At 67.0% G+C, this 22387-nt stretch carries 16 protein-coding genes; 7 read left to right on the forward strand and 9 right to left on the reverse strand.

All coding sequences use genetic code 11. The annotated features are described in order from the left end of the window. The first annotated feature begins 36 nt into the window (after window positions 1–36). Window positions 37–1956: an ATP-dependent zinc metalloprotease FtsH gene (ftsH, locus tag IPI67_10120; GenBank protein MBK7580547.1), complete on the forward strand. Its 1920-nt coding sequence runs from the start codon at window positions 37–39 to the stop codon at window positions 1954–1956. 3 nt (window positions 1957–1959) lie between these two features. Here ftsH and IPI67_10125 read toward each other — a convergent pair whose 3' ends face one another. Beyond that, window positions 1960–3183, reverse strand: a complete 1224-nt coding sequence (locus IPI67_10125; GenBank protein ID MBK7580548.1) for a hypothetical protein — start codon at window positions 3181–3183, stop codon at window positions 1960–1962. A 115-nt stretch (window positions 3184–3298) separates the two neighbouring features. Between IPI67_10125 and IPI67_10130 the strand changes: the two genes are divergently transcribed. Further along, window positions 3299–4213: a hypothetical protein gene (locus tag IPI67_10130; protein MBK7580549.1), complete on the forward strand. Its 915-nt coding sequence runs from the start codon at window positions 3299–3301 to the stop codon at window positions 4211–4213. A gap of 9 nt (window positions 4214–4222) precedes the next feature. Here IPI67_10130 and IPI67_10135 read toward each other — a convergent pair whose 3' ends face one another. Continuing rightward, on the reverse strand, window positions 4223–6355 hold the full coding sequence (locus IPI67_10135) for an enoyl-CoA hydratase/isomerase family protein (protein MBK7580550.1): 2133 nt from the start codon (window positions 6353–6355) through the stop codon (window positions 4223–4225). 116 nt (window positions 6356–6471) lie between these two features. Between IPI67_10135 and IPI67_10140 the strand changes: the two genes are divergently transcribed. From IPI67_10140 to IPI67_10150, 3 genes are all read left to right on the forward strand, one after another. Further along, window positions 6472–7821: an endonuclease/exonuclease/phosphatase family protein gene (locus IPI67_10140; GenBank protein ID MBK7580551.1), complete on the forward strand. Its 1350-nt coding sequence runs from the start codon at window positions 6472–6474 to the stop codon at window positions 7819–7821. A 90-nt stretch (window positions 7822–7911) separates the two neighbouring features. Then, window positions 7912–9204, forward strand: coding sequence for a hypothetical protein (locus IPI67_10145; protein MBK7580552.1), 1293 nt, complete (start codon window positions 7912–7914; stop codon window positions 9202–9204). Between the two features lie 17 nt (window positions 9205–9221). After that, on the forward strand, window positions 9222–9614 hold the full coding sequence (locus tag IPI67_10150) for an EVE domain-containing protein (protein MBK7580553.1): 393 nt from the start codon (window positions 9222–9224) through the stop codon (window positions 9612–9614). Window positions 9615–9679: 65 nt separating this feature from the next. Here IPI67_10150 and IPI67_10155 read toward each other — a convergent pair whose 3' ends face one another. The 6 genes from IPI67_10155 to IPI67_10180 form a co-directional block, all read right to left on the reverse strand. After that, window positions 9680–9901, reverse strand: coding sequence for a hypothetical protein (locus IPI67_10155; GenBank protein ID MBK7580554.1), 222 nt, complete (start codon window positions 9899–9901; stop codon window positions 9680–9682). A 2501-nt stretch (window positions 9902–12402) separates the two neighbouring features. Beyond that, window positions 12403–13395, reverse strand: a complete 993-nt coding sequence (locus IPI67_10160; protein MBK7580555.1) for a hypothetical protein — start codon at window positions 13393–13395, stop codon at window positions 12403–12405. A 43-nt stretch (window positions 13396–13438) separates the two neighbouring features. Continuing rightward, window positions 13439–15019: an outer membrane protein transport protein gene (locus tag IPI67_10165; GenBank protein ID MBK7580556.1), complete on the reverse strand. Its 1581-nt coding sequence runs from the start codon at window positions 15017–15019 to the stop codon at window positions 13439–13441. Window positions 15020–15066: 47 nt separating this feature from the next. After that, window positions 15067–15453 carry a hypothetical protein gene (locus IPI67_10170; GenBank protein MBK7580557.1) on the reverse strand — a complete coding sequence of 129 codons (387 nt, stop codon included), beginning with the start codon at window positions 15451–15453 and terminating at the stop codon, window positions 15067–15069. Further along, window positions 15450–16583, reverse strand: a complete 1134-nt coding sequence (locus tag IPI67_10175; GenBank protein ID MBK7580558.1) for a hypothetical protein — start codon at window positions 16581–16583, stop codon at window positions 15450–15452. The genes IPI67_10170 and IPI67_10175 overlap by 4 nt, the downstream gene beginning before the upstream one ends. A gap of 48 nt (window positions 16584–16631) precedes the next feature. Then, window positions 16632–17090 (reverse strand): NUDIX hydrolase, encoded by a 459-nt coding sequence (locus tag IPI67_10180; protein MBK7580559.1) that lies wholly within the window; start codon window positions 17088–17090, stop codon window positions 16632–16634. Between the two features lie 156 nt (window positions 17091–17246). Between IPI67_10180 and IPI67_10185 the strand changes: the two genes are divergently transcribed. Continuing rightward, on the forward strand, window positions 17247–18806 hold the full coding sequence (locus IPI67_10185) for a L,D-transpeptidase (GenBank protein ID MBK7580560.1): 1560 nt from the start codon (window positions 17247–17249) through the stop codon (window positions 18804–18806). Between the two features lie 644 nt (window positions 18807–19450). On the opposite strand, the gene IPI67_10190 is transcribed toward IPI67_10185, so the two are convergent. Further along, the gene (locus IPI67_10190; GenBank protein MBK7580561.1) at window positions 19451–21175 is read right to left on the reverse strand and encodes a hypothetical protein; all 1725 of its coding nucleotides are present in this window, start codon (window positions 21173–21175) and stop codon (window positions 19451–19453) included. Between the two features lie 206 nt (window positions 21176–21381). Here IPI67_10190 and IPI67_10195 point away from each other — a divergent pair, with 206 nt between their 5' ends. Then, window positions 21382–22386, forward strand: a complete 1005-nt coding sequence (locus IPI67_10195) for a DUF4325 domain-containing protein (GenBank protein ID MBK7580562.1) — start codon at window positions 21382–21384, stop codon at window positions 22384–22386. Window position 22387 lies beyond the last annotated feature (1 nt).

The following is a 22387-nucleotide window of genomic DNA, read 5'->3' on the forward strand; positions in this document are numbered from 1 at the left end:
GACACCGGGCGCTTGCCGCGCTAGGGTCGAGGAGTCATGTCTCAGAGCCTGCCACCGGGGAAGTTGCCCGGGAGTTCACCCGCGCCGGGTGACAAACCAGAGAGCGATCGGCCCTCGTGGAAGGGCTGGACCATCCTTGCTCTCTTGCTGTTCGGCTTCTGGGCTTGGCAGTACTTCGGAACCGCGGACGACGCACACCCGGAGATTAGCTACACCGAGGCCTACCAGTTTGCCGAAGCAGGCAAGCTCGAGAGTGTGGTTCTGCGCGGGCAGCACGTCACCGGCAAGCTCAAGGCCGAGGAGAAGATCGCCGGGCGCTCGCTCAAGACCTTCAAGTCGATGGTGCCGCCGCAGGAGGACAAGGATTTCCTGCCGCTGCTTCGCCAGCAAAAGGTCGAGATCGTCGCCAAGAGCGAGGAGCAGCCGTTTGCGCTGCAGCTCTTGGTGAACCTGGTGCCGTTCGCCCTCATCATCGGGTTGTGGATCTGGTTCTCACGTCGGGCGCAGCGCATGCTGGGTTCGGGTGGGCCCTTCGGCTCGGGGGGCGTGCTCAAGGGTCGGCAGCATCGCTTCGAGCACGAGGGTCAGGTCGCCGTGAAGTTCGACGACGTGGCCGGGCTCGGGGCGGCAAAGCAGGATCTGCGCGAGGTCGTCGAGTTCCTGAAGGAGCCGGAGCAGTTCCGTCGCCTGGGCGGCAAAGTGCCGCGGGGGATCTTGCTGGTGGGACCGCCGGGAACGGGCAAGACGTTGCTGGCGCGGGCCGTTGCCGGAGAGGCGGGCGTGCCGTTCTTTTCCATCAACGGCTCCGAGTTCATCGAGCTGTTCGTGGGGGTTGGTGCGGCGCGAGTCCGCGAGCTGTTCGCGGAGGCCAAGAAGGTAGCGCCGGCGATCCTGTTCATCGACGAGATCGACGCCGTCGGGCGCTCGCGCGGCTCGGGTCTGGGCGGGGGCCACGACGAACGCGAGCAGACCTTGAACCAGCTCTTGTCGGAGATGGATGGCTTCTCGCGCAACGATCTGACGATCGTGCTCGCTGCGACGAACCGACCGGACGTGCTCGACTCGGCGCTGCTCCGGCCGGGCAGGTTCGATCGCCGCGTGATGGTCGATCGCCCGGAGAGCGCCGCCCGGTTGGCGATCTTGGGAGTGCACACCAAGGACAAACCCTTGGGCTCCGACGTCGATCTCGAGGCGGTGGCGCGAAATACGCCGGGTTTCTCCGGCGCAGATCTGGCCAACCTGGCCAACGAGGCGGCCCTCGGCGCGACGCGGCGCGGTGCCATGGCCATCGAGCAGGCAGACTTCCTCGCGGCGTACGACAAGATCGTGCTCGGTGATCCGCGTGAGACCAAGCTCGATCCGAAGGAAAAAGAGCGCGTCGCCGTGCACGAGGCCGGACACGCCGTGGTCGCGCATTTCACCGCTGCCGCCGAGCCGCTGGAGCGGGTGACCATCATCCCGCGAGGGATGGCGCTCGGTGTGACGCAGCAAGCCCCGGGTGAAGACCGCCACCTCATGACCAAAGCGGAGCTCGAGGCGCGGCTGCGGGTGCTGATGGGCGGCTACGCAGCCGAGAGCGTCGTCTTTGGCGACGTATCGAGCGGCGCTGCCAACGATCTGCAGAAAGGTACCGACATCGCGTTCAAGATGGTCGCGCACTTCGGGATGAGCGAGAAGGTCGGGCCGGTCTTCCACGAGCACCGGACCGAGCATCCATTCCTGGGTCAAATGCTGGCGACCGAGGGTGGAACGAGCGACGCGACCGTGCACGTCATCGAGCAGGAGACGCGGGCATTTCTGAGTGAGGCGCTGGAGCTTTCGAAGAAGCTGATCTGCGAGCGCCGCGCCGAGCTCGACCGCCTGGTGGCGGCGCTGCTCGACGCCGAGACCGTCGACCGCAATCGACTCGGAGAGTTGCTGGGCGAACGCAGCTCGGTCGCGACGGCGACGGCCTGACGGTCAGTGGCCCGCGTCAGGGCCCGCGGTGTCCGTCACCAGTTGGAAGAAGCTGCCGTAGCCGCGGGTCCGGTTGCGCCACTTGAACTGGTCGAACGAGCTGACCAGGCTGGCGGTGCGGTGACCTTCCATCTGCGCCGGATGTCGGCGCCCCTGGTCCAGATAACAGCGCAGAAACAGCGTCCGCTCGTCGGAGGGCAGGGCGTCGATGTTCGCCGCCCAAGCCTTCCACTTGTCCGGCTCCATCAAATACTGCTCGACGTTCGAGGTGTAGAACACACTCACCGGAAGATCGCGACGGGCCAGCTCCGCGCCGATCTTCTTCAGCGCGTGTTCACCCGCGAAGTCACCAACCACCGGGATTACGCGGTTCTGCTGCTGCAGCCGCTGCACCCGACGAAACGCGGCCTCGTCGTCGAGAAAGCTGCCGAGCTTTCCGCTTTGGTCTTTGGCCGACAGCAGCTCACGCAGGCGCGGATACTTGCGACCGTTCTTCTCGTGTAGCTCGAAGCTCGTGTCGAGGCCGCGCTCGAAGAGGGCGCGATGCATGGCGCCGAGCGTCTTTTCGTCGTCCGCGCTCAGCTCGAAGCCGTGCGCGCGGATGCGTTTCAAGAGCTGCGCGTGGAGCTCGGCGTAGACCTTGGGATCGGCCGGAGCGCGTTCGGCGTGTTTCAGCACCTGGGCGAGCTCGGATGCTGCGCCAGGCTCAGCGCTTTCTTCGTAGCGTCGACCAATGAGCAGGGCGACGAAGTGAGCGCGGGAGGTGGCCGTCTCGAAGATGGCTTTGTAGAGCAAGTGCTCGAGCGCGTTGCCGCGGCGGATGTCCAGGATGAAGGCGAGCCTCGGCTCCGTCAGGGCCAGGTAAGTGAAGTTCTGTTCGGGGCCGACGCCGATGTAGGCGCCGCCCTGGCGCGCCCGCGCCGTGAGGTCACCGGCCACCTGCAGGTAGCTGGTCTCGTTCGAGACGTAGTTGTCGCTGAAGAAGTAGCGGTCGGGCTCGGAGAGCTCGCGAAACAGCCGCACGAGCTCGGTGTCGGGGAGCGCCTCGGGGCTTGGCGTCGGGGCGGCCGCGTCGTTGCTGGCGGTGCTCGCGCTCGGGCTCGGCTTGGGGACACCACTGCCAGCGGCGGGTGCCGGATCCGGGCTTGGAGCCCCGCGTGTGGCGCCGCCGCCCTGACAGCCCGCCAGGAACGCTGTCACGAAAATTGCCGAAAAAAACCGCGTCATGTGCTGACTCCAACGCCACGCCAGCCTAGCGGATTCCGTCGGCCAAGGCCGCCCCCGCTGCTCGCGCGGGGAACCGAGCCTCCCGGACGGTGTCACAATCGCCGTGTTCGCAACCATGGTCGAGCCTCTGCGCCCCGCAATCGCGCTCTCAGCGCTCGTTCACGCGCTGGTGTTCGGCCTTGCGATGCTGTCGGGTGTGCATCGCGCAGCCGTCACACCAAAGGAGGAGGCCGGCGCCAGTGTTGCCGGGGACACCTTCGACATCGACGAGCTGATCCCTCGCGACAAGACGCCGACCCCCCCAGCGCTGCGTGCGCCGGCGGCGGCGGGCGCGGGTGAAACCGAGCCATCGATTCGCTCCGGGCGGCCCAAACCCAAAGCCCTCGCCGAGCCGCGACAGCCCGTCGCCCCAACCCCCGCCAGACCAAGACCCGCGCCGAAGGCACCGGCCGGAGAGACGACCGGCGCGCAAGCGTCCGCGGCAGCGTCGGCTCCGAAGGCAGAAGCTGATGCGGCCAAGCCCGGTGCAAGCGAGAGCGCGAGCGCAAACGCCGGCGAGCTCCCGAAGGGCGGGACCGCTGGGACCGAGCGCGGGGTGGCCGATCTCGCCAAGGCGTTTGCCAAGGCGGTGACGGCAGCGACACACAAGGATCCGATCTGGGAGCAGCTCCCGCTCGGTGCCGTCGGCTCGATCCGGGTGACACTCGAGGTCGACGCCGAAGGGCACATCGAAAAGAGCAGCGTCTCGGAGAGAGACACCGCACCCACCGCCTTGATCCGCCTGGTCGAGCGCACGCTGCTGTTGTTGAAGGTTGGGCGTTTTGCCCTCAGCGGAGCCGAAACGAAGGCGGGCACCCAGGCCTTGCGCATCGCGGTGGAGCTGTCCGCGGTGCCTGCGGAGGAGGACTTCGAGAGCCCGAAGGACACGGTGAAGATGGGCTTCGAGCCGCCGCGCCCGGGCCAGGCCGGCCGGTCTTATTTCGTACACGCGGGCGGGCGCCGCTTCGATGCAAGCATCAGCGTCGAGTGAGGGCGTCGATCAGAGCAGCGGTCTCTGCGCCCGGGCGCAATCGGTCAAATACGCGGCTGGCTCGAAGATCGGCGCGTCGAAGCGCTCACGCCACTCGGACAGCGCAGCGCGGACCGCGGCCGCGCCGATGAAGTCGGCCCAGCGGAGGGGTCCACCTCGGTAGGCCGGAAATCCCATGCCCAAGGTCGCGGCCACGTCCACGTCGCTGGGCCTCAGCACGATCCCTTCTTCGACCGCGCGACACGCCTCGTTCACCACGCCGAACAGCAGCAGGCGCTGGATTTCCTGCTCCGAAATCTCCAGGGCGGGCGGAGAGCCAGCGAGCTCCCGGGCGCGCTGTACGAACTCGGCGAGGTCCGGATCTTCTTCGGCGCGGCCCCCTGCGTGACGGTAGTGGCCGAGCCCGGTCTTTTCGCCGAGGCGTCCGGCTTCGACCAGGAGGCGTCGCAACGGCGAGCGGTACGAGCGCTCCGGGTAGGCGGCGTCCAGGATCCCTCCCGCCGCAACGCCGACGTCCAGGCCTGCCAGATCACTCATGCGAGAAGGTCCCATCGGCATGCCGAACCCGACCAAGGCACGATCGATCCGGTAGGGGTCCACTCCGCGGTCGATCAGAAATCCGGTCAGCTGTGAGTACGGCATGAAGATGCGGTTGACCAGGAACCCGGGGCAGTTGCCCACGATCACCGCCGTCTTTTTCAGGCTGCGGATGAGCGCGACAGCCTCCGCGATCGCGCGCCCGTCCGTGCGCGGCGTGCGCACGACCTCGACCAACTTCATCACGTGCGCGGGGCTGAAGAAGTGCAGCCCGAGGACACGCTCTGGCGTGCCGCTCGCATCCGCTAGGATTGTGACGTCGATGGTCGAGGTGTTGGTCGCGAGCCAGGTGTCCGACGGAACCAGGCGCGCCAGCTCGGCGAAGAGCCGGGATTTCAGCTCGACGCTCTCGCTGGCGGCCTCGATCACCAGCTCGGCGGTCGCCGCGCCTTCGAGGCCGACGAGGGTCGTCAGGGCAGCGAGGCGCTCACCCGCGAGCTCGGCGCTGAGGCGCCCCTTGTCGACCTTGCTTTGGAAGATCTTCTCGATTCGCGCCCTCGCGCCCTCGGCGCGTTCGGTCTCGGTCTCGACCAGGCTCACCGTTCGCCCGGCATCGAGCAACGCGGCGGCGATGCCGGAGCCCATGGTGCCGCCGCCAATCACGGCGATGCGCTCGAGCTTGCGCGCCCTCGCACCTGCCTCGATCCCGTCGGGCAGCTTGCCGCTGGTCCGCTCCGCGAAGAACAGGTGGAGCATTGCGCGGGCCGGCTCGCTGGCGAGGGCGGCCACAAAGAGCTCGCGCTCCCGCTCGAGCCCGGCGAGCCCGCCGTGTTCGAGCCCGTATTCGATCGCGTCGAGACACGCGCTCGGATGAGTGACGTTGCGGTACTTCTTCGCCACCCCGGCTCGGGCGCGCGCCATGATCTCGCTCTGTGCGGCCGCGCTCTCCAGGCGATCGTCGCGGGCCAGGGTCTCGGAGCGCACGCGGCGTCCGTCGGCGAGCTCCCGGGCGAACCGGCAGGCCTCCGCGGTCAGCGTGTCACTCGACGCAATCGCATCCACGATCCCGAGCCGCAGGGCTTCGTCTGCCTGGGCTTGCCGGCTCGAGAGCATCAGCTCGATGGCCGCCTCGACGCCGGTCAGTCGTGGCAAGCGCTGGGTTCCGCCGGCTCCAGGGATCAGACCGAGGGCAAGCTCCGGCAGGCCCACTCGACAGCGTGTCGAGCCAACCCGGCCTTGGCACGCCAACGCGAGCTCGAGGCCGCCGCCGAGGGCAAAACCGTCGATAGCGGCCACACTGGGTTTGGCGCTGGATTCGATGCTGGCGCACAGCTCCGGCAGTCGCGGCACTCCCGGCGTATCGAGCGGAGCGCCGTCGGCGATCTTCTGCAGCCGGCTGACGTCCGCGCCGGCGACGAAGGTCTGGCTGTTGCCGGTCAGGACCACGGCGTTCACCTCGGGAGCGGCTTGCGCGCGGTCGAAGGCGCTGCGGAGTCCGATCAACACCTCCGCCGAGAGGGCGTTGACCGGTGGGTTGTCGATGCGGATGACACCGATCCCGTCCTCGATCTCCAGCGTGACCGTGCCGTGCCTCGTCTCGCTCATGGCGTCGAGGATTGCACACCCAACGCTCCGCGTGACCCTGCGACTCGGGCTGTCCCGACGAGGGTGAACCCCAGGGAGTTCCATCGGGAGCGAATCCAACCTAGCGTTTCCCGAACATGCGCCCGTTCTCGAAGGTCGTCTTCGGCGCTCTCGTGCTCGCGAGCTGCCGCGACAACTTGACGCCGCCGGCGCCGACCGGCGCGGCGTCGGCCGGACCGGAGCCGGCCGCGTCCACCGCTCGGGCTGATACCCTGGAGCGCGTGCGCTTGCGCGCCCAGAACGAGGCGGGTGTACCGCTCCACCCCGAAGCTCGTGCTGCTGCCGTCTCGGGCCGCGTGCCCGATGGCACGTTGGTGCAGGTGCTAGGCCGCAGCGACAACTGGCTCGAGATCTTGGCGCCCGACGGTGCGCGCGGCTGGATCACCCAGCGTTATGTCGAAGGCAAGGTCGACGCGGGCGCACCGGTCGCTCCTCGACCGACCTCGGCCGGTGCGGCGACCGCGGGCTCACCCTGGCAGTCGCGCGCGGACTGCGAAAAAGCCCTGGCGAGCGGCCAGCGGCTGGAGCGCGCCGCCGGCGTTGCGCGGCTCGGAACCTGGAACGTGCGCTGGTTCCCCGACGGCAAGCCCGGTAAAGGTCAGGATGGCCAGGGCACCGACCTGGCATGGCTCGGCTGCTCGATCGCGTGGATGAACGTCGACGCCCTTGCAGTCCAGGAGTTCAAGGCGAACGCACGCGCGCGTCGCTCGGTGGCGGAGCTGCTCCAGGTCCTCAATCGTCACACGAGCGGGCGCTGGGAGGCGAAGTTCGACGACTGCCCCAACAGCGACTCACAACACGTGGGGCTGCTGGTCAACCGCGCGCGGGTCACGGTCAAGGCGGAGACGACCGTAGCCGAGCTCAACCCTCATGGCACGGCCTGCAAAGACAACCTCCGTCCAGGGTTCTCCGCTTACCTGACCCTGCCCGGCGGGCTGGATTTTCATTTCGTGTCGGTGCACACCAAGAGCGGAACCGAGAGACGCTCCAGCGATCTCAGAGAGAGATCCCTGAAGGCCCTCTCGGCCGCAGACCGAGTCCTCCTGGGCATCGAGCCCGATGCGGACGTGATCATCGCTGGTGACTTCAACACCATGGGTTGCAAGGATTGTTCGCCGAGCATTGGCGCGGACGACGAGCTCACTCGCATGGACACGACGCTGGCCGGGCTCGCGCCGCCGTTCCGTCGGCTGACTGCCTCGAAACCCTGCTCCGAGTATCACGCGGGGCACGGCACTCTGCTCGATCACTTCCTGGTCTCGCGCTCGTTCAGCGAGGTGGGGCAGGGGATCACGGCGCAGGTCTCTGGCATCTGCCATGCCCATGCGTGCGCCGTTCGACCGCCGGATGGGCCCGGGGCGGCCCAGCGAGAGCTCAGCGACCACTGCCCGCTCTTGCTCGACATTCCCGACCGCGATCTCGACTAAATTCCGGGATCCGTCCCGCCCGGACGGGTGCCCGCCGAATGTCCTCCGGCAAGTCGAGTCTGCGCCGCGCCTCTGCTATCCTCCAGGGCAATGCGTTGGGTTTCGTCGATGATCGGAGCGGGCCTCGCGGCTCTGGTCGCTCTGCACTCCTGCAAGGTCTACGACGAGTCGCTGCTCGGAGGCACGAAGGGAACTCCAGTGCCTCCCGACCAGTGGGGCAGCGGCATCGGTTGGTGGAGCACCAAAGGCACGAACGGGTGCATCAGCGCGGGGCTGCCGACCCAAGCGGACCGCCCCAAGAACACGGCGGCCGACGAGCTGGAGCCGCTGTACTTTGCCATCAGCTCGATGGCCTTGGGATCGCTGGACCGCAACGGCGACAAGACCGAGGGCGCATGGAAGTCCCTCGGGTTCGACATCGACGGGTTGTGCACGAACTCGGACACCTGCGAGGCCGAGGTGACCGAGCTGCCTTGCACGCCGAAGGCCGCGATCTCTGGCGACGGCCGCGAGTGTCGGGACAACACCTTCGGCCACCTGGAGTCCGATGCCATCGCGCTGCAGGGCCTGGGAAAAGATTTTGGTCTCAGCAACGACGCCTTCAACTGCGCGCTCTGCCGTGGGGACTACAACTTCATCTTCCGCGTCTCGAAGTGGAATGGCACGCCAAACGACGAGAGCATCCGACTCGACCTCTATCCGTCGCCGGGGCTCGAGAAGACTCCGAGCTGGAGCTGCGAGATCAACGCTCCGATCGGCGACTGGAAGAAGAACACCTGCTGGACCCAGACGGACCGCTGGACCATCCAGAAGAACACGTTCGATGGCGTGCTCGAGCCGGGGAAGGACCTGCCGAACGCACTCTCCAACGACCCCAATGCCTACGTGAAGGACGGTTACGTCGTGGCGCAGCTGCCCGAGAACACGAACTTCTGGTTTCCCGGCAAGAGCGCCGCGTGGGCCTACCCGCTCAAGCTGCAGCGAGCCCTGGTCGTCGCCAAGCTGACTCAAACCGAGACCGGGTATCGCGTCGAGGACGGGACCATCTCGGGGCGCGCGCGCACCAACGACCTCGTCTCCGCCTTCGCGGATCTCGGGTTGTGTGACGGGCACAGCCTGTACGTGCTGATGAAGTCGCAGATCGAGCTGAACGCCGACGTTCTCTGGAACGGCACGAACTCCGAGCAGGCCAGCTGCGACGCGCTCTCGGTCGGCATTGGTTTCGAGGCGGATCTGGCAGGTTATGGCGGCGAGCGGGATCCGGTGACGTTGCCGGGTTGCCCGCCCACGACCGACGGCGGAACGGATGGCGGCGGCATTCCGGACGGCGCCGCCGGAGACTCCGGGGTGGACTCCGGTCCCAAGGACGCGGGCCAGGGCTGAACGTGGCGACCTGGCTCTTGAAGACCGAGCCCGGCACGTATGCCTACGCGGATCTCGTGCGGGACAAACACGCAGTCTGGGACGGCATTCGCAACGCCGAGGCCCGCAACAACCTGCGCGCGGTGAAGAAGGGCGACCTCGCGCTCATCTATCACACCGGAAAAGAGCGTCGGGTGGTGGGGCTCGCCCGGGTCAAACGTGCTGCGTATCCCGAGCCAGCCGCTGCCGAGTGGTTCGCCATCGACCTCGTGCCGCTCCGGGCCATGCGGGCGCCGGTCACGCTCGCCGCCATGAAGGCCGAGAAGAAGCTCGCGGACTTCGCCCTGATCCGTAGAGGGCGGCTGTCCGTGGTGGGGGTATCCGATCCGGAGCTGAGCGTGATCCTCGCGCTGGGCTCGACCAAGCTCTGAGGCGCGCTACGCGGAACGCTGGGACCCGCGTCGAAGGCTCGCTGAGCACCGTTGGCGCAAACCCGCTACTCGTCGGCCTTCTTCTCGGGCTTCTTCTTGCTTGGATCCGGGACGTCGTGGATGTCGATCAGAACACCCAGCGCTTCGATCTCGCGCTTGGCCTGGATCTCGCGCTGGCGGAGGGACTTGATCTCCACCTCCACCTTGCGCTGATCTGCCTCGATCGCGCGGAGTGACTCTTTGAGCCGGTCGCGTTCGGCTTTCAGGGTTTCGACGTTCAGCCCCACGGGGATCTCCTCAAGGTCATTGGGGTTTACCACCGATCACTGGCGTGGCGGAGCGAAACTTCGAGCGGCTGTCCCAGAACGCAGCACAGCGCCTGCCGGGGTCGCCGGCATGGGCTCGGCGGCTTCTCTGACTGTTGAGGTGGTCCGCCGGCGGAGCTTCACACACACACACTTCTCGGCGGCATGGATTCCATGTGAGCAGCGTGCTCAAACCCGAGAGTGGGCCGCAGATTCAAATGTAGTTAGTCGTGACAATCAAACAGACATATCAAATGAATATTGTAGACCAAGATGGTGCTCAGCCCTGCCCTGCTGGGTTGAAAAGTCGCCAAAAGCGCCGAGAATTTGGCAAATTGTAGCGCGCGCTGTGGGGCCTGGGTCCAGCCTGTGGATTACCTGTGGCTGACGCTGTGGATAAAAAAATCGCATCTGCCGCGATTTTGTTGTTGCTTAGAATGGCGACCTGAAGCATTAATAGCCCTCGGAAGTTCGCGGCACATCTGCCAGCGAGCGACTGATTCGTAGAGAATCTCAGAAGCGCCGTGTCGCACTGTCTGTCGTGTGGGTCGCAAGCCCCGCGGCTGGTAGGCGTCACCGCCCTCCGCTCAGGTCGACCCGTCAAGGTCGGGCGAGGCGGTCGGTGAAAAAGGCGTGAGGGTGTCCCCAGCTCCTTCTTCGCGAGGGAGAACATTTCTTCGGAATTGGTGGCATCCCGGCTCGACGGAGTAGCGCCTCTGTCTGGGCTTTCTCGAGGTTCGAAGGCACCCCGGTCTTCAGGACTACCTAACCCGTTCGCGCGGGCGGTGGGAATGGGGGCCTCGGTTGGCGAGTCGATTGTTCGAATCTCTTCAGGTTCAAGCAGCGGCAAGTCAACGACAGTGGGGTGTTCGAGAGGTGGCCTGAGTGGGCCTCTGCGTCGCAGCACGCACAGCCAACTCACCGCATCTCGGCCGGTACGGCAGGTACCTTCGGGGTATCAGCTGGGGTTTCCTCCGAAAGGAAGAGGTTCCGGTGCCGTGCTGCTCACGGCTCGATTCGACTTCGGTCGGGGCGAGTACCGAAGGGAGCGAAAGCGTTTCTTCGGGTGAGGAAGGGTCGTTCGATTGGTGTGCTCGGGTTTCGCGTTGAAAGGTTGCAGAATCTGGTGAGCGTCGTCTGGCTCGAGAGGCGAGCCTCGGTTGCGGCTGAGGTGAGCGGACGGAGCCTAGCTCAAAGCGGATAACTCCCGCTGTGAGCGAAGGGACGCGCGAAAGCTGGACCCGTGATCGGCAAAAACCGAACGCGGGGATCAGCGAAGGGCCTGAGAAGGGCTCCTTGCCAGAGGGAAGATGTTCCGGGCCATGGAAGCCGTCGCCATTCACGCACTGCGGCGGTCGAAAGGGTCTTGGTCGTCCGGATTGCGCTGGCCTAGTACGCCGGTGCGGCACGGACGGTGACGGGAGCATCAGAGGTGACGGAGCTCCACGCGGGGTCGCAGGCGGATAATGCCAGCGGCAACGAAGGAAGCGCCGGCCGAAGCGAGTGACTGCGGCGTGAACCGCAGCAATCATCGAAGCGCATCGGGGGCAACCCCGGGCAGCGACTCGGTAACCGCGCGAGACAACGAGTGCTTGTTTTTGAAATGTGATTATTGCAGTCGTCGACCGGACGTATCTCTGGTCGGGCTGATTCGCCGCCGAAAGGCGCGAGTTGCGCTCGACATAGCTCGAACGGAACCGAGGGGCTCTTGAACGGAGCGTCGCGGCAAACCGGGTGAGTGAACGGGTACGCGCTACCATCAACTTCGCGTGGACAACCGAGTAGATGGTGACGGACGTGGGGGTAATACCTTGCGTGTCGCAGGTACGATGACAGGTGTTCTGAGTCGTGTGCAGCGTTGTTCTTAAACCGTTCGGCGCAAACACGGCTCTGGCCACAAGGGTCAAAGCCGCTTCGAAAGAGCGCTCGCGCAAGCGAGTAGTGGTCGAGGCGATCCAGCGGATAGCAAGAGCCTGAGGTCTTGCTGACCGTGCCCGGGTGGTGACAGAGAACATCAGAGGCTGGGTATTTCGTTGGTGAAGGCTCCTCCAGTTGAAAGACGCGGGGGGTCAGCATCCGTGACCGCGACAACGCGAGTCACGCCGAGGCTCCGGTGGGCGCAAGCTGACCGAATGAGCGATGCGCCGACGATACTCTTCGCCAAAGCTGGCAGCGGCTAACGACCCTGCCACCGCACCAGGCCAAGTCATCGCGAAAATGACGGGCTAAGGAGAGCGGAATTCACATTGAGACAACGATGCCACCCCGACCGCTTGCAAGTGGCGGAGTGGAGGCCGGTGATAGCAAAAGCTGAAACATGCTCGGGGCGTGTCCCGCCCACCATCGGCAAAAAGTGACTTCCCAAGGGCGATCTGGGTGACCAGATCGCCCTTGTTCTTTTTGTCTCGCGGGGACGCGCCGGTGAATCGACGGTGAGCGACCCGCGTGGCTCTCGCGCGGCCCAACCCCGGGGTCCGTTGGCGTCACGGGGTGATGACGATCTTCCGGGTGGCGAGCTCGGTGGCGTCGGGCGTGTACGCGCCGCCGTTGTTGGCCTTGTAGTACTTGAGCGTCGGGAGGCTCTTCGAGCTCTTGAAGGTGAGGTCGTGCGCTCCCGCCTGAATCGAGACGTGGTTGGTCCCCGTGAAGTCGACCCCGTCGAAGGTGACATGGTGGGTGTTGTCGTAGATCTCGACGCTGTCGACCTTGATGGTCCCGCCGGTGAAGGTGAAGTTTTGGAACGCCAAGGGGCTGACCCACTCGTCTGCCGCGCCCCCGCCGAGTTTCATGTTTCCGCCCAGGAAGCTGTCGCCGGTCGACGAACCGCCGGTCAGCCCGTAGATGCGGAATGCTTTGACGTTGGCGCGGTAGACCGAATTCTTGCTCGTGAACGCCGCGATCGCTCCCCGCAGGGAGTACGAGTCGCCGCCGTTGGGGTTGGTGGTGATGTCGACGTTGTCGAGGCTGGCCGACTGACAGTCCCCCAGGTACACGCCGTAGTTGTAGGAGTTGATGGTCACGTTCTGGAGCGTGACCGAGGTCACCTTCGTGGCGTTGCCGCCCTCGACACCCTTGTCGGACGAGGTGATGCAGAGGTCTTTCAGGCTGGTCGCGCCGTCCTTCAGCACCACCGGACCCGACGCGGTGCAGCTGGTCGAGCCGCCGCTGCCTGTGCCCGCGCCGCCGCCCGCACCCGCGCTGCCGGACGCTCCGCCGCTCCCGCTCGCGCCCCCGCTGCCGCCCCCGCCGCTCTGCTGCCCGCCTGTGCTTACACCGCCTGCCCCCGCGTTGCCGGAGCCGCCGGAGCTGGTCCCGCCGGTGGTCGAGCCGCCGCTGCCGGTCCCGGAGCTTCCACCCGAATTCGAGGGGGACGAGCTGTCATCCCCGCCACAGGCGGGAGCCAGACACAGGCAGAGTGCAGACAGAACACTGGGCCAGTGACCGTGCATCGTCAGACGCGGCGCCGTGCGTTTCATGCCGACGAGAATACACCGATTCGGCGGTGCGGCTCGGTGCTCGTCAGAACCGCGCGACCGCGCCCAGGGAAAACACGTTGGCGTGCTGGGAAACCTTGCCGCCGTTGACCGCGTGGTACGAGCGGTGGTCGGCCGAGCCGCTGCCCGCGATGGCACGCTGCTGGCCGTCGCCGCCGTTGTCGAGTCCGGCGTTCCAGATGTGCTGGTATCCGCTCTCGATGTCCACACTCCCGGCGCGGAGCACGAAGCCTCCGCCGAAGCCGCCCCGGAGCGCAGGCACACCGGTCACCGTCAGGTACTCGGCCTTTGCCGCGCTGGACTCGACCCAGGTGCCGAGCCGCAGCCCCATCAGGTTTCGCATCGCGTTGTACTGCATGCCGAGGCGCGCACCGAACGAGTCGCGCCAGCCGGTGGGACGATCGGCGTTGGTCGGAACGGTTCCCGGCAGCCCCAGCACGTTGATGCCGTCGGCAAAACGGATCTCCACGTTCTCTACGCTCGAGTTGTTGGCCCAGGTCAGATCCAGCTCCATGTCGTAGAGATCGTCGCGCAGCGGGTCGCGCACGCGGTATCGATCCTTGCGGAAGCTCTCGGCTTCGAGCGGTGAGGTGACCTTGCGCGGCATGTGCCAGCGGGCACCGACCCGCGCCTCCATGGGCAGGCCGAGCACGACCTTGGCGCCATTTTTCCCGACCTGATCTTCGCTGCGCGTGATGTCCGCGCAGCCCTTGCCCGGATCGTCCTTGGTCTCGCCCGAATAGGCGCAGACTCGCCGCCGAGTGCCGGCGGAGTTGAAAAACGGCGCGATGACCTCGAGGTCACCCTCGGCGCGGATCTTGTCGCTGTAGCGATACCAGCCGGCGAGATCGAGGTTGTCGGTCGCCTCGAACAAGCTCCCGACCACCACGCCGGGGACGAACAAGTCTTTCACCTTGATGCGACTGCGTGTGTCCTGGGTGTACTGGTCGCCCGGATTGGTCTGGTCGACGTTGCTCATCGACATCGACCGGAACTCGAGCAAGGCAATGCCCGCGACGAAGCCGACCCCGACGTGGAAGCGATCCGTGACCGAGTAACCAACCGACAGCGTCGGAAACAGGATCGTGCCCTTGGTGTAGAGCGAGAGGAATCGCTGGGGTGCCGGCAGCGGCTGATCGCGGCCCTCGACTGACACCAGATACGGCCACTCGAGGGTGCCGTACGACGAAGGCGGCACGATGGTCAGGCCGACTCCCAGCTTCTCCGCAGCTCGCCAGGTGAACGCCAGATTGGGGATCGCATTCGGCTGGCCGGCGTTCGAGTTGCAGACCTCGCCGTAGGTGAAACCCTGATCCGCCAGCCCCTTGCTCGGTCCGATCTCGGTGCCCCCTGGGCCCTTGCGGTCGAAGCAGATGGTCTGGAAGGCGAGGTTCAAGCCGATGCCGAAGCTGGTGGCCTGCGTCGCGAGCCCCGCGGGGTTGTAAAATCCGGCGATCGGATCGGTGGCCGTGGCTAGCCAGGCTCCGGCCCGAGAGAACTGGGCCACGCCGTTGTCCGGGTATTCGAGGGCGCTGGACGCGTGGGCCACGCCGGTGTTCGCGCTCAGACTGAGCAGACTCGCGAGAATGGGGATCGTTCGTCGCACCGGTGGCCCTCCTTCGTTTGGGAGCAGAGCAAGGGATGGTGAGCAGGTCAACGAGAACGGCGGCCGGGCGCTGGTTTGTCGGCGTCGGCGACGAGCGCGCCGCGTGCTCCCACTTGCAGCTCCGTGCGGCGGGTCAAGAGGCGGGGGCCAGTGTGCTCGCGGGTGAGATACTCGAGCGCGCTCCGCCGCGGCTCGGGTCGCGGCACACTCACCACCCGACAAACGGCCGCGCCCACCGGCAGCGCGACCGTGATGCGACGTTCCCACACCGTGCCGGGGCCGGCGGACAGACGTTCGACCTGAGCGTTCGGGTGCTCACCGGCGGAGATCCAGGTGTCTTTGAATCGCAGCAGGAAGCTGGTCTTCTTGCGGCCGCGCGCCACGATGGTCTCGCTCTCGAACAGCTCGACCTGGACCAGCTCGAGTGGGCTCACTTCGGGGGGAGTGGCGCGTAGCCCGGCTTGTTGGGTGGCGGCACGATGCCGTCGTCGCCCGCGCCCTTCTTGCCGTCGCCCTTCGTGTCCGGCTTCTTGTCGTCGCCCTTCTTGGCTTCGGGTTTCTCTTCCTTGGCTTGCTCGACCCCGCCGAAGCGCGGCGGCGATGCCGAGTCACAGCCCGGACCAAAACCCGTGGCGTCGAACTCGAAATCGAAGCTGCCGCGGCGCTCGTCGCCCTCGGTGTTCTGGTGCGTGATCTCGACACGCACATGGCGAATCCCGGCCCGCGCCGGCGAGCAGTAGGCGAGCAAGTAGTGGCGCTGCAAGAGCGCGTCGACGTGGGTGGCTGCTTCGTCGAAGGTGGGTCCGACTCCGCCCAGTGATGGCGCCCACAGTGTGCTGGTCTTGGCGACTGCGCCCACGTCGAACGCCCCTTCGGCGCCGACCGCGATCACCACGATCTGGTGCGGGGATGCGTCGACGGTCGCCTGGACCGCCTCGGTCGTGGCCCGGCCCGCGACGTCGGGGCCGGCGGTCAGCACGATCAGAGTGCCGATCCGGATCGGCTTCTGTTGGCCCATCAGGCGCGCGTCCAGCTCCTTCAACCCGGCCTGCACTGCGCCGTTCAAGTTGCGAGAGGGGTCGGCGCTCACGAAAGCCGCCAGCTCCGGCAACTCGGCGGGGCCGCTCTCGCCCTTGGCATACTCCCCGATCAGCTTCGGCTCGACCCCGCCGTCGAACGCGTACACGGTCACGCCCTGAGTCTTCCGCACCGCGGCGACGAAACCCGCAGCGCCGCGCGCGATTCGGGTACGCGTGTCCGCGTCCTTGGCGGTTGACATGTCGACCAGAAGAAGCGCGCGGTGATGTGCCGCCAGCTCACGATCTAGCAAGGTCAGCTTGCTGTCCTCGCTCGAGAGCGCTTGGTCGTTCTCGAAGATCGTGAAGTTTTGCTCGGTGAGCTCCGTGAGCGGCGTATTGCCATCGTTCACCGACAGGTAGACGGCGACGTTGCTCGGTTTCTGGACCGAGTGCCCTGGGGAGTCGATCTCGAGCTGCTTGAACAGACCGCACGCGGTCGAAAGAAGACAAAAAACCAGGACGGACAAGCCGCGCCAGAGCGCCATGGCGGTACCCTGCCACGCTCCCGGACGCGGCGGTAGACCCGGGCGAGCTCACTCCCAGACCGGCACGCCTTTGACGGCGTCCTCCAGCATGCGGGTCATGCCATGGGCGAGATGTGACGGCAGATTGGCGGTCTCGAACAGCCGGACCTCGGCGACCTCCACCGGGTTTTGCGGGGGGCGATCGGGTTCGGTGACCCGAGCGTGCACGACGACCGTCACCGCGTGGAATCGGCGGTCGCGGCTCGGGTCGGAATAGACGCCGGCGACCTCCCCCAGCTCCGTCACGAGCACCCCCGCCTCCTCGGCGAGCTCCCGTTCGATCGCGTCGCGTAGGCACTCGCCCCACTCCAGCGTGCCACCCGGCAGTGCCCACTCGCCGGTGTCGGTCCGGCGGATGAGCAGCCAGCGACCATCGGCGGTGCGAGCCGCGGCGGCAATGCCCACCACGGGGCGTCGGAGCACGTGGCGTGCGATTTCTTTTATGATCGTGAAGGCGCCGTTGGGGATTCGCACGTCGAGCTCGGGTTCAACTGGGCCGTTACACGCGGATCAGATCACGATCGGCAGCGCTGTGGAAGGCCTGGGGCAAAACGCGGCGCATCGGCGCGGAAGAATCAGGAGCCGGCGCGCGATTCATGCTAGGCGGTCGGCTCGACCTCGCCCATGTCTCGCTGCGCTCATCATCCATTCGCCCTCGCTCTTGCCGGCGTGTGTTTCGTGGCTGGCTGCAGCCGTGCCGAGCCTCCGGGCGCGGCGCCGGCCCCTTCCGCATCGGCTGGGATGGTCAGCGCCAAGGCCAGCGCCGCGCCCAGCAACAGCGCGGGCGCCCCGGCGGTGATGGTGGACGCAACGCCCGGCTCCATCGAAGACAACCTGCCGTTTTCGCCCGATGGAACCAAGGTCGCGAGCATCGCGTGGCGTAACTGGGTCTACACCGACGTGGGTAGGGAGCGCACGCGCTACGGGTACCTGCGGGCGGGCCAGATCATCGATGTCCGGACTCCGCCCATCGTGAACGACGGCTGCGAGGGCGGCTGGTATCGCGTGAACCCGCGCGGCTTCGTCTGTGTCGGCAAGGGCGCCACCAAGGAGCTCGAAAATCCGGTCGTCGTGGCGTCCAGCGTGCGGCCCGTGCGCGGCCAGGGCATGCCCTACATGTACGCGCTGAACGGCGAGGTGCCGCCGCTCCTCTACTTCCGGCTGGCCAGCAAGGACGAGATCGAAAAGGTCGAAGGGGAGGGCAGCCTCGGGCGTGCCGCGCGCTTTCGAGAGCAGCTCGGGTCGAGCGGACTCTCGAAGATCCTCGGCGAGCCCGGCCCGCCGCCGGAGTTCGTGAGCACCAATCGACCTCTCGAGAAACCCTACGGTGTCGAGCGGAAGCTCCACTTCTCCGTCCACGCAGGGCGAGCGACGGCCGGTTCGGGTTTTGCTCTTGCCCGGGTCTTCAACCACGAGGGGAGGGTGTGGGGTCTGACGACGCAGCTCGACATCATCGCGCTCGACCGCATGAAGGTCGTGCGTCCCAGCGCGTTTCACGGGGTCGAGCTGGGTGACGGCGAGACGCTGCCCGCGGCCTTCATCGAGAGTCACTACGCCCAGCGCTACAAACTCAACGAAGCGGGGCAACTCAGCGCGAGTGGCAGCTACACCCATCGTGAAGGGGTGAAGCTGACGGGGCAAAAGAAGACCGGCGGCGGCAACTTCTACGAGAGCCGCGACGGTTTCTACATGGCGGGTGAGGGCGCGCGCGTCATCACGCCCCGGGATTCTTACCCGAGCTTCGCCACCGGAACGCGGAAGTGGATCGACATCTCGATCCGCGAGCAGTCGTTGGTCGCCTACGTGGGCACCAAGGCGGTGTACGCGACCTTGGTGAGTACCGGCCGCGGCGGCCTGGGTGATCCGGAGAAGGTACACGCGACCGTGCGGGGCACCTTCATGATCTATCAAAAACACGTGAGCGCGACCATGGACGGCGAGGAAGACAAGAGCGACAGCTTCGCGCTCCTCGACGTGCCCTTCGTGCAGTACTTCCACAAGGGGTACGCGCTCCACGGCACCTACTGGCACGACGAGTTCGGCAAGGTGCGTAGCCACGGCTGTGTGAACCTGTCGCCGATCGACAGCGCTTGGCTGTTCGAGTGGACCGACCCCTCGGTGCCCTCCGACTGGCACGCGGTGATCAACAAAGACCGCGGGACGGTGGTGTTGGTGCGGCCCTAGTGTCGTGAGGCCGCAATTCGCAACCGAATTGCGGACCGCGCTCCGCGCGGCGCTGCTATCGCAGCGCGGACACTATCTTTCTCGAAAGGGCGCCGCGCGCCCTCTCTCGCGCTTCGCGCGATTCACCCCGCGGAATTCGCTCCCGCGAATTCGCTAGGTGCCGAGGTCACATCTTGCCCGATTTGCGGACTCGGCACACCCCCGCCCCCCCCCCCCCCCCCCGTTCCCTTTCCCCAGCGCCAAGGAGCTTGCAGACCACCCCTTGCCCCTGCCCCCGTCCTTCCCCCCCCCCGCCCGGGACCCCCGCCTTCCCCCCCCCCCCCCCCTCGCCCCCCCCCCCCCCCTGCGCCGCCGCCGCCACTCAGACAAGCACGCGGGTCCCGGGCGTTAGCCGAGGGGCGCTCGAGCCCCGCCCTCTCGCGGCACCCTGGCGCCCCTTCCTTTGCGCTGGTCTGAGGCCGAATGCCTGCTCGGAGTCGTCCGCCTCGCGGCACGGCAGTCGGCGCCGACCCCCGGCCTCCCCCTTGTACGCCCCCCCCCCCCCCCCCCCCCCCTTCCACTTTCCCCCTTTCCTTGGGCCCGCGGCCCCACCGGGCGGGGGGCCACCCACTCCCTCCACGCGACCGGTCATTTAGCCACTCGGCTCAGGGCAGCAGATCCACGCGATCCGCGAACGCTTCGAATGCCACCGGGGGGTTGGATGCCTTGGAGACGTCGAGCTTCGCCCGCACGGTCACCCCGGCTTGAGCGGGCAGCTCACTCGCGAGAGAGAAGGTGGCCTCTGCGACCACGTTGGGGGGCTTCTCCGTCGGTTCACTCGGGTTGACGTTGCCGTCCAACGTCCGCACTCGCAGCCCGAGTTTCTCACGCGTTTCGCTGGTGGCGTTGAACACACACGCCTCCACGTTGCGCTCACTCCCGTCGCCGGTCACGCGCAGGTTGCAGGTCTTCACGTCCGACAGCGCGCGGATCAGCCGGTCCAGATACGGCGCCTCGTCATCCCGCATGGCTTCCTTGAGCTTGAGCGCCGCCTCCTTCGCCCGCGGGTCGCCCAGGTAACCGAGCAGCATTGCGCCGTGCAACCGCACCGGACGGTGGTTCGCGTTCAGCAGCTCGGCAATCAGGTTCGTGGGCGCCGCGCCGTCCCCGCCAGGCCCCAGCTCCCCTTTCAATGGGCGGTCCACCTCGAAGGCGCTTCCGCGCGCTTCCACGTTCCACTTGATCGCCTGGCCGGGCGTCAGTGGCCCCTCGAAATACACCGCGCGATTTGCGACGGAGTAGCGCTGGTTCGACGGGGGCGGATCCTGCTCGAAAAACCCGATGGACATGGCGATTTCCCGCAGATCTTCGGCGCCGTTGTTGACCGCCGCGATGTCGATCTCGAGCCGCTTGCGCACCGGCCCCACCACCAGTTTGCGTGAGAGCACCAGCACACCCAGCTTGGGGATGGGCGCGTTCCAGAGCAGCGAGCTCGAGCGCGTACAAGTGCAGCGCTCCTCGAGCGCAATGGTCGGCGCGGACGACGGCTGAGACGCTGCGCTCTCCGACGATGCCGGTTTGGGGGGCGAAGGCGGCGCGACATTCTTGGGTCCTTCGAGGTCTGGCTCCGCACGTCGATCTTCACCCGTGGCGAGCACGGCGACCTCGCGCGCCTCGCGCGACGGTGTGATCAACCAGCGCGCCGTCAGCACCGCGCCGAGCAGACAGGCAGTCAGTGTGATCACCACGGCGGCCGTGGTGCGCGGCAGCCAACCTTCGAAGGACGGAAGCCGCAGCGGCTTTTCGGCAGGCACGGGCCGCGCGGGGAGCCGCACGAGCGTTGGGAGGTAGCGCGAGAGCTCGACGGCGAACGCCTCCCGCGCTGCATCCCCCTCGAGTCCCACACGACCGAGCTGTCGATCGGCGAGCAGTCCCACGCTCAGAATGGCGAGCGCCGCGAAGCTGGCGATGACAATTGCTGCCCCTGCCCCCGCGCGGGGCGCAAAACGCGGCAGGGTCAGCGCCGAGAGCATGGCCGCGACCAGGGCGGCGGCGCCCGCGGCGATCCAGACGATCAGACGTTGTTTGAAGGCCTCGCGGTGGTGGGCATAGTCGCCGGTCGTGAAGGCGGTGAGCACCATGCGGTGGTGTGGGGTTAGCTCGGGATCGAGCGAGAAGAAGAGCTGATCCCCCTCGACCCTAGCCTCGTGCACCTGGGACCACGGCACCGTGATGCGGGTGCCCGTCGTGAGCGCGCCGGGGGCGTAGCCTTCGCTGAACGCGCCGACGCCGAGATAGGTCAGCCCGAGCCCGTGCGGTGTGCACTCGAGCTCGACACTACCGATGGCGTTGGCGCGCTCGGCAGCCACGGCGGTGGCGCGGACCTTCATGGGCAGACCATCGTAGCCGCGCTCGAGGAGCGCGGCCGAGTCACCGGCCGCTGCACCGATGTACAGCCTTCGAGTGAGGCCCCGGCAATGCTGAGGCAAAACGCGCAAACCCGAGGGTTGCCCCGTTACGTTTCGAGGAGAAAAGCAGCGCTGGCATTTACGTTGTGAAGTTTACGTTTTTGCCACATGCCGTACGATCTTCCGCGATGACAACCCGCAAGCTGGCGCTGGAGCTGCTGAGGCAACAGCCCGCGCTGTCCGCGGGGGAGCTGGCCCGCGCCGCGGGGGTCAGCCGCCAGGCAGCCCACCGCCACCTCCGCCAGCTGGTCGATGCTGGCGCGCTGGTGCGTTCGGGGGCGGGCCGCGGCGCTCGTTACCTGACCCCGCGCCGCAGCGTCGAGCTCGAGCGAGAGTGTTCGGCTTCGGATGCAGTCAGTCTGTACCGGAGCGCGGTTGCTGAGCTGCCGCCCCTCGGTTTCATTCCGCCCCGCGCGCGTGAGCTCCTGGAGCACGCGCTGGTCGAGCTGGTCGACAACACTCTGACCCACTCGGGAAGTGACACGGTGCGCGTGGTGGTGAGCCTGGCGACGGACCGCGTTCGGCTCGAGGTCAGCGACCGCGGAGCCGGGGCCTTCGAGTGCGTGCAGCGTGCGCTCGGTCTCGAGACCCCCTTCGACGCGATGCTGGCGTTCGGCAAGGGGCCCATGACCCGCGACCCCGATCACCACCGCGGCGAAGCGCTGTGGTTCGTGGCCCAGACGGTGGATCAGTTCGAGCTGTCGGCCAACGGCCTCGTGTTTCGCATGGCTCACCGCCGCGGCGAGTCCGGCTTCGAGCGCCGGGCTACCGGCGTCGGCACTCACGTACGAGCGGAGATCGACCTCGACACCGATCGGCGCTTGAGAGACGCGCTGGCGGAGGTGACGCTCGAGCACGCCTTCGCCCGGACGAAGCTGGCGGTGCGGCTGTTTTCCGTCGGCTCCCGTCTGGTATCGCGGAGCGAAGCGCAGAGGCTGCTCGCGGGCCTCGAGCGCTTGAGCGAGGTCGTGCTCGACTTCAGCGGCGTCGAGTGGGTGAGCCAGAGCTTTGCCGACGAGGTGTTTCGCATCTGGGCGCGCGACCACCCGACGCGGCTCTATCCCGCCCACATGAACGACGACGTGAGCTTCGTGGTGCGCCGCGCGCTGATGCCTCGGGGGCCAGCACTCTGAG

It is taken from the genome of Myxococcales bacterium, assembly GCA_016706225.1.
GTDB lineage: Bacteria > Myxococcota_A > Polyangia > Polyangiales > Polyangiaceae > JADJKB01.

Coding starts and splice junctions, on each gene's coding strand:
- ftsH (MBK7580547.1), top strand. CDS start 37: ATGTCTCAGAGCCTGCCACCGGGGAAGTTGCCCGGGAGTTCACCCGCG.
- IPI67_10125 (MBK7580548.1), bottom strand. CDS start 3,183: ATGACGCGGTTTTTTTCGGCAATTTTCGTGACAGCGTTCCTGGCGGGC.
- IPI67_10130 (MBK7580549.1), top strand. CDS start 3,299: ATGGTCGAGCCTCTGCGCCCCGCAATCGCGCTCTCAGCGCTCGTTCAC.
- IPI67_10135 (MBK7580550.1), bottom strand. CDS start 6,355: ATGAGCGAGACGAGGCACGGCACGGTCACGCTGGAGATCGAGGACGGG.
- IPI67_10140 (MBK7580551.1), top strand. CDS start 6,472: ATGCGCCCGTTCTCGAAGGTCGTCTTCGGCGCTCTCGTGCTCGCGAGC.
- IPI67_10145 (MBK7580552.1), top strand. CDS start 7,912: ATGCGTTGGGTTTCGTCGATGATCGGAGCGGGCCTCGCGGCTCTGGTC.
- IPI67_10160 (MBK7580555.1), bottom strand. CDS start 13,395: ATGAAACGCACGGCGCCGCGTCTGACGATGCACGGTCACTGGCCCAGT.
- IPI67_10175 (MBK7580558.1), bottom strand. CDS start 16,583: ATGGCGCTCTGGCGCGGCTTGTCCGTCCTGGTTTTTTGTCTTCTTTCG.
- IPI67_10185 (MBK7580560.1), top strand. CDS start 17,247: ATGTCTCGCTGCGCTCATCATCCATTCGCCCTCGCTCTTGCCGGCGTG.
- IPI67_10190 (MBK7580561.1), bottom strand. CDS start 21,175: ATGAAGGTCCGCGCCACCGCCGTGGCTGCCGAGCGCGCCAACGCCATC.
- IPI67_10195 (MBK7580562.1), top strand. CDS start 21,382: ATGACAACCCGCAAGCTGGCGCTGGAGCTGCTGAGGCAACAGCCCGCG.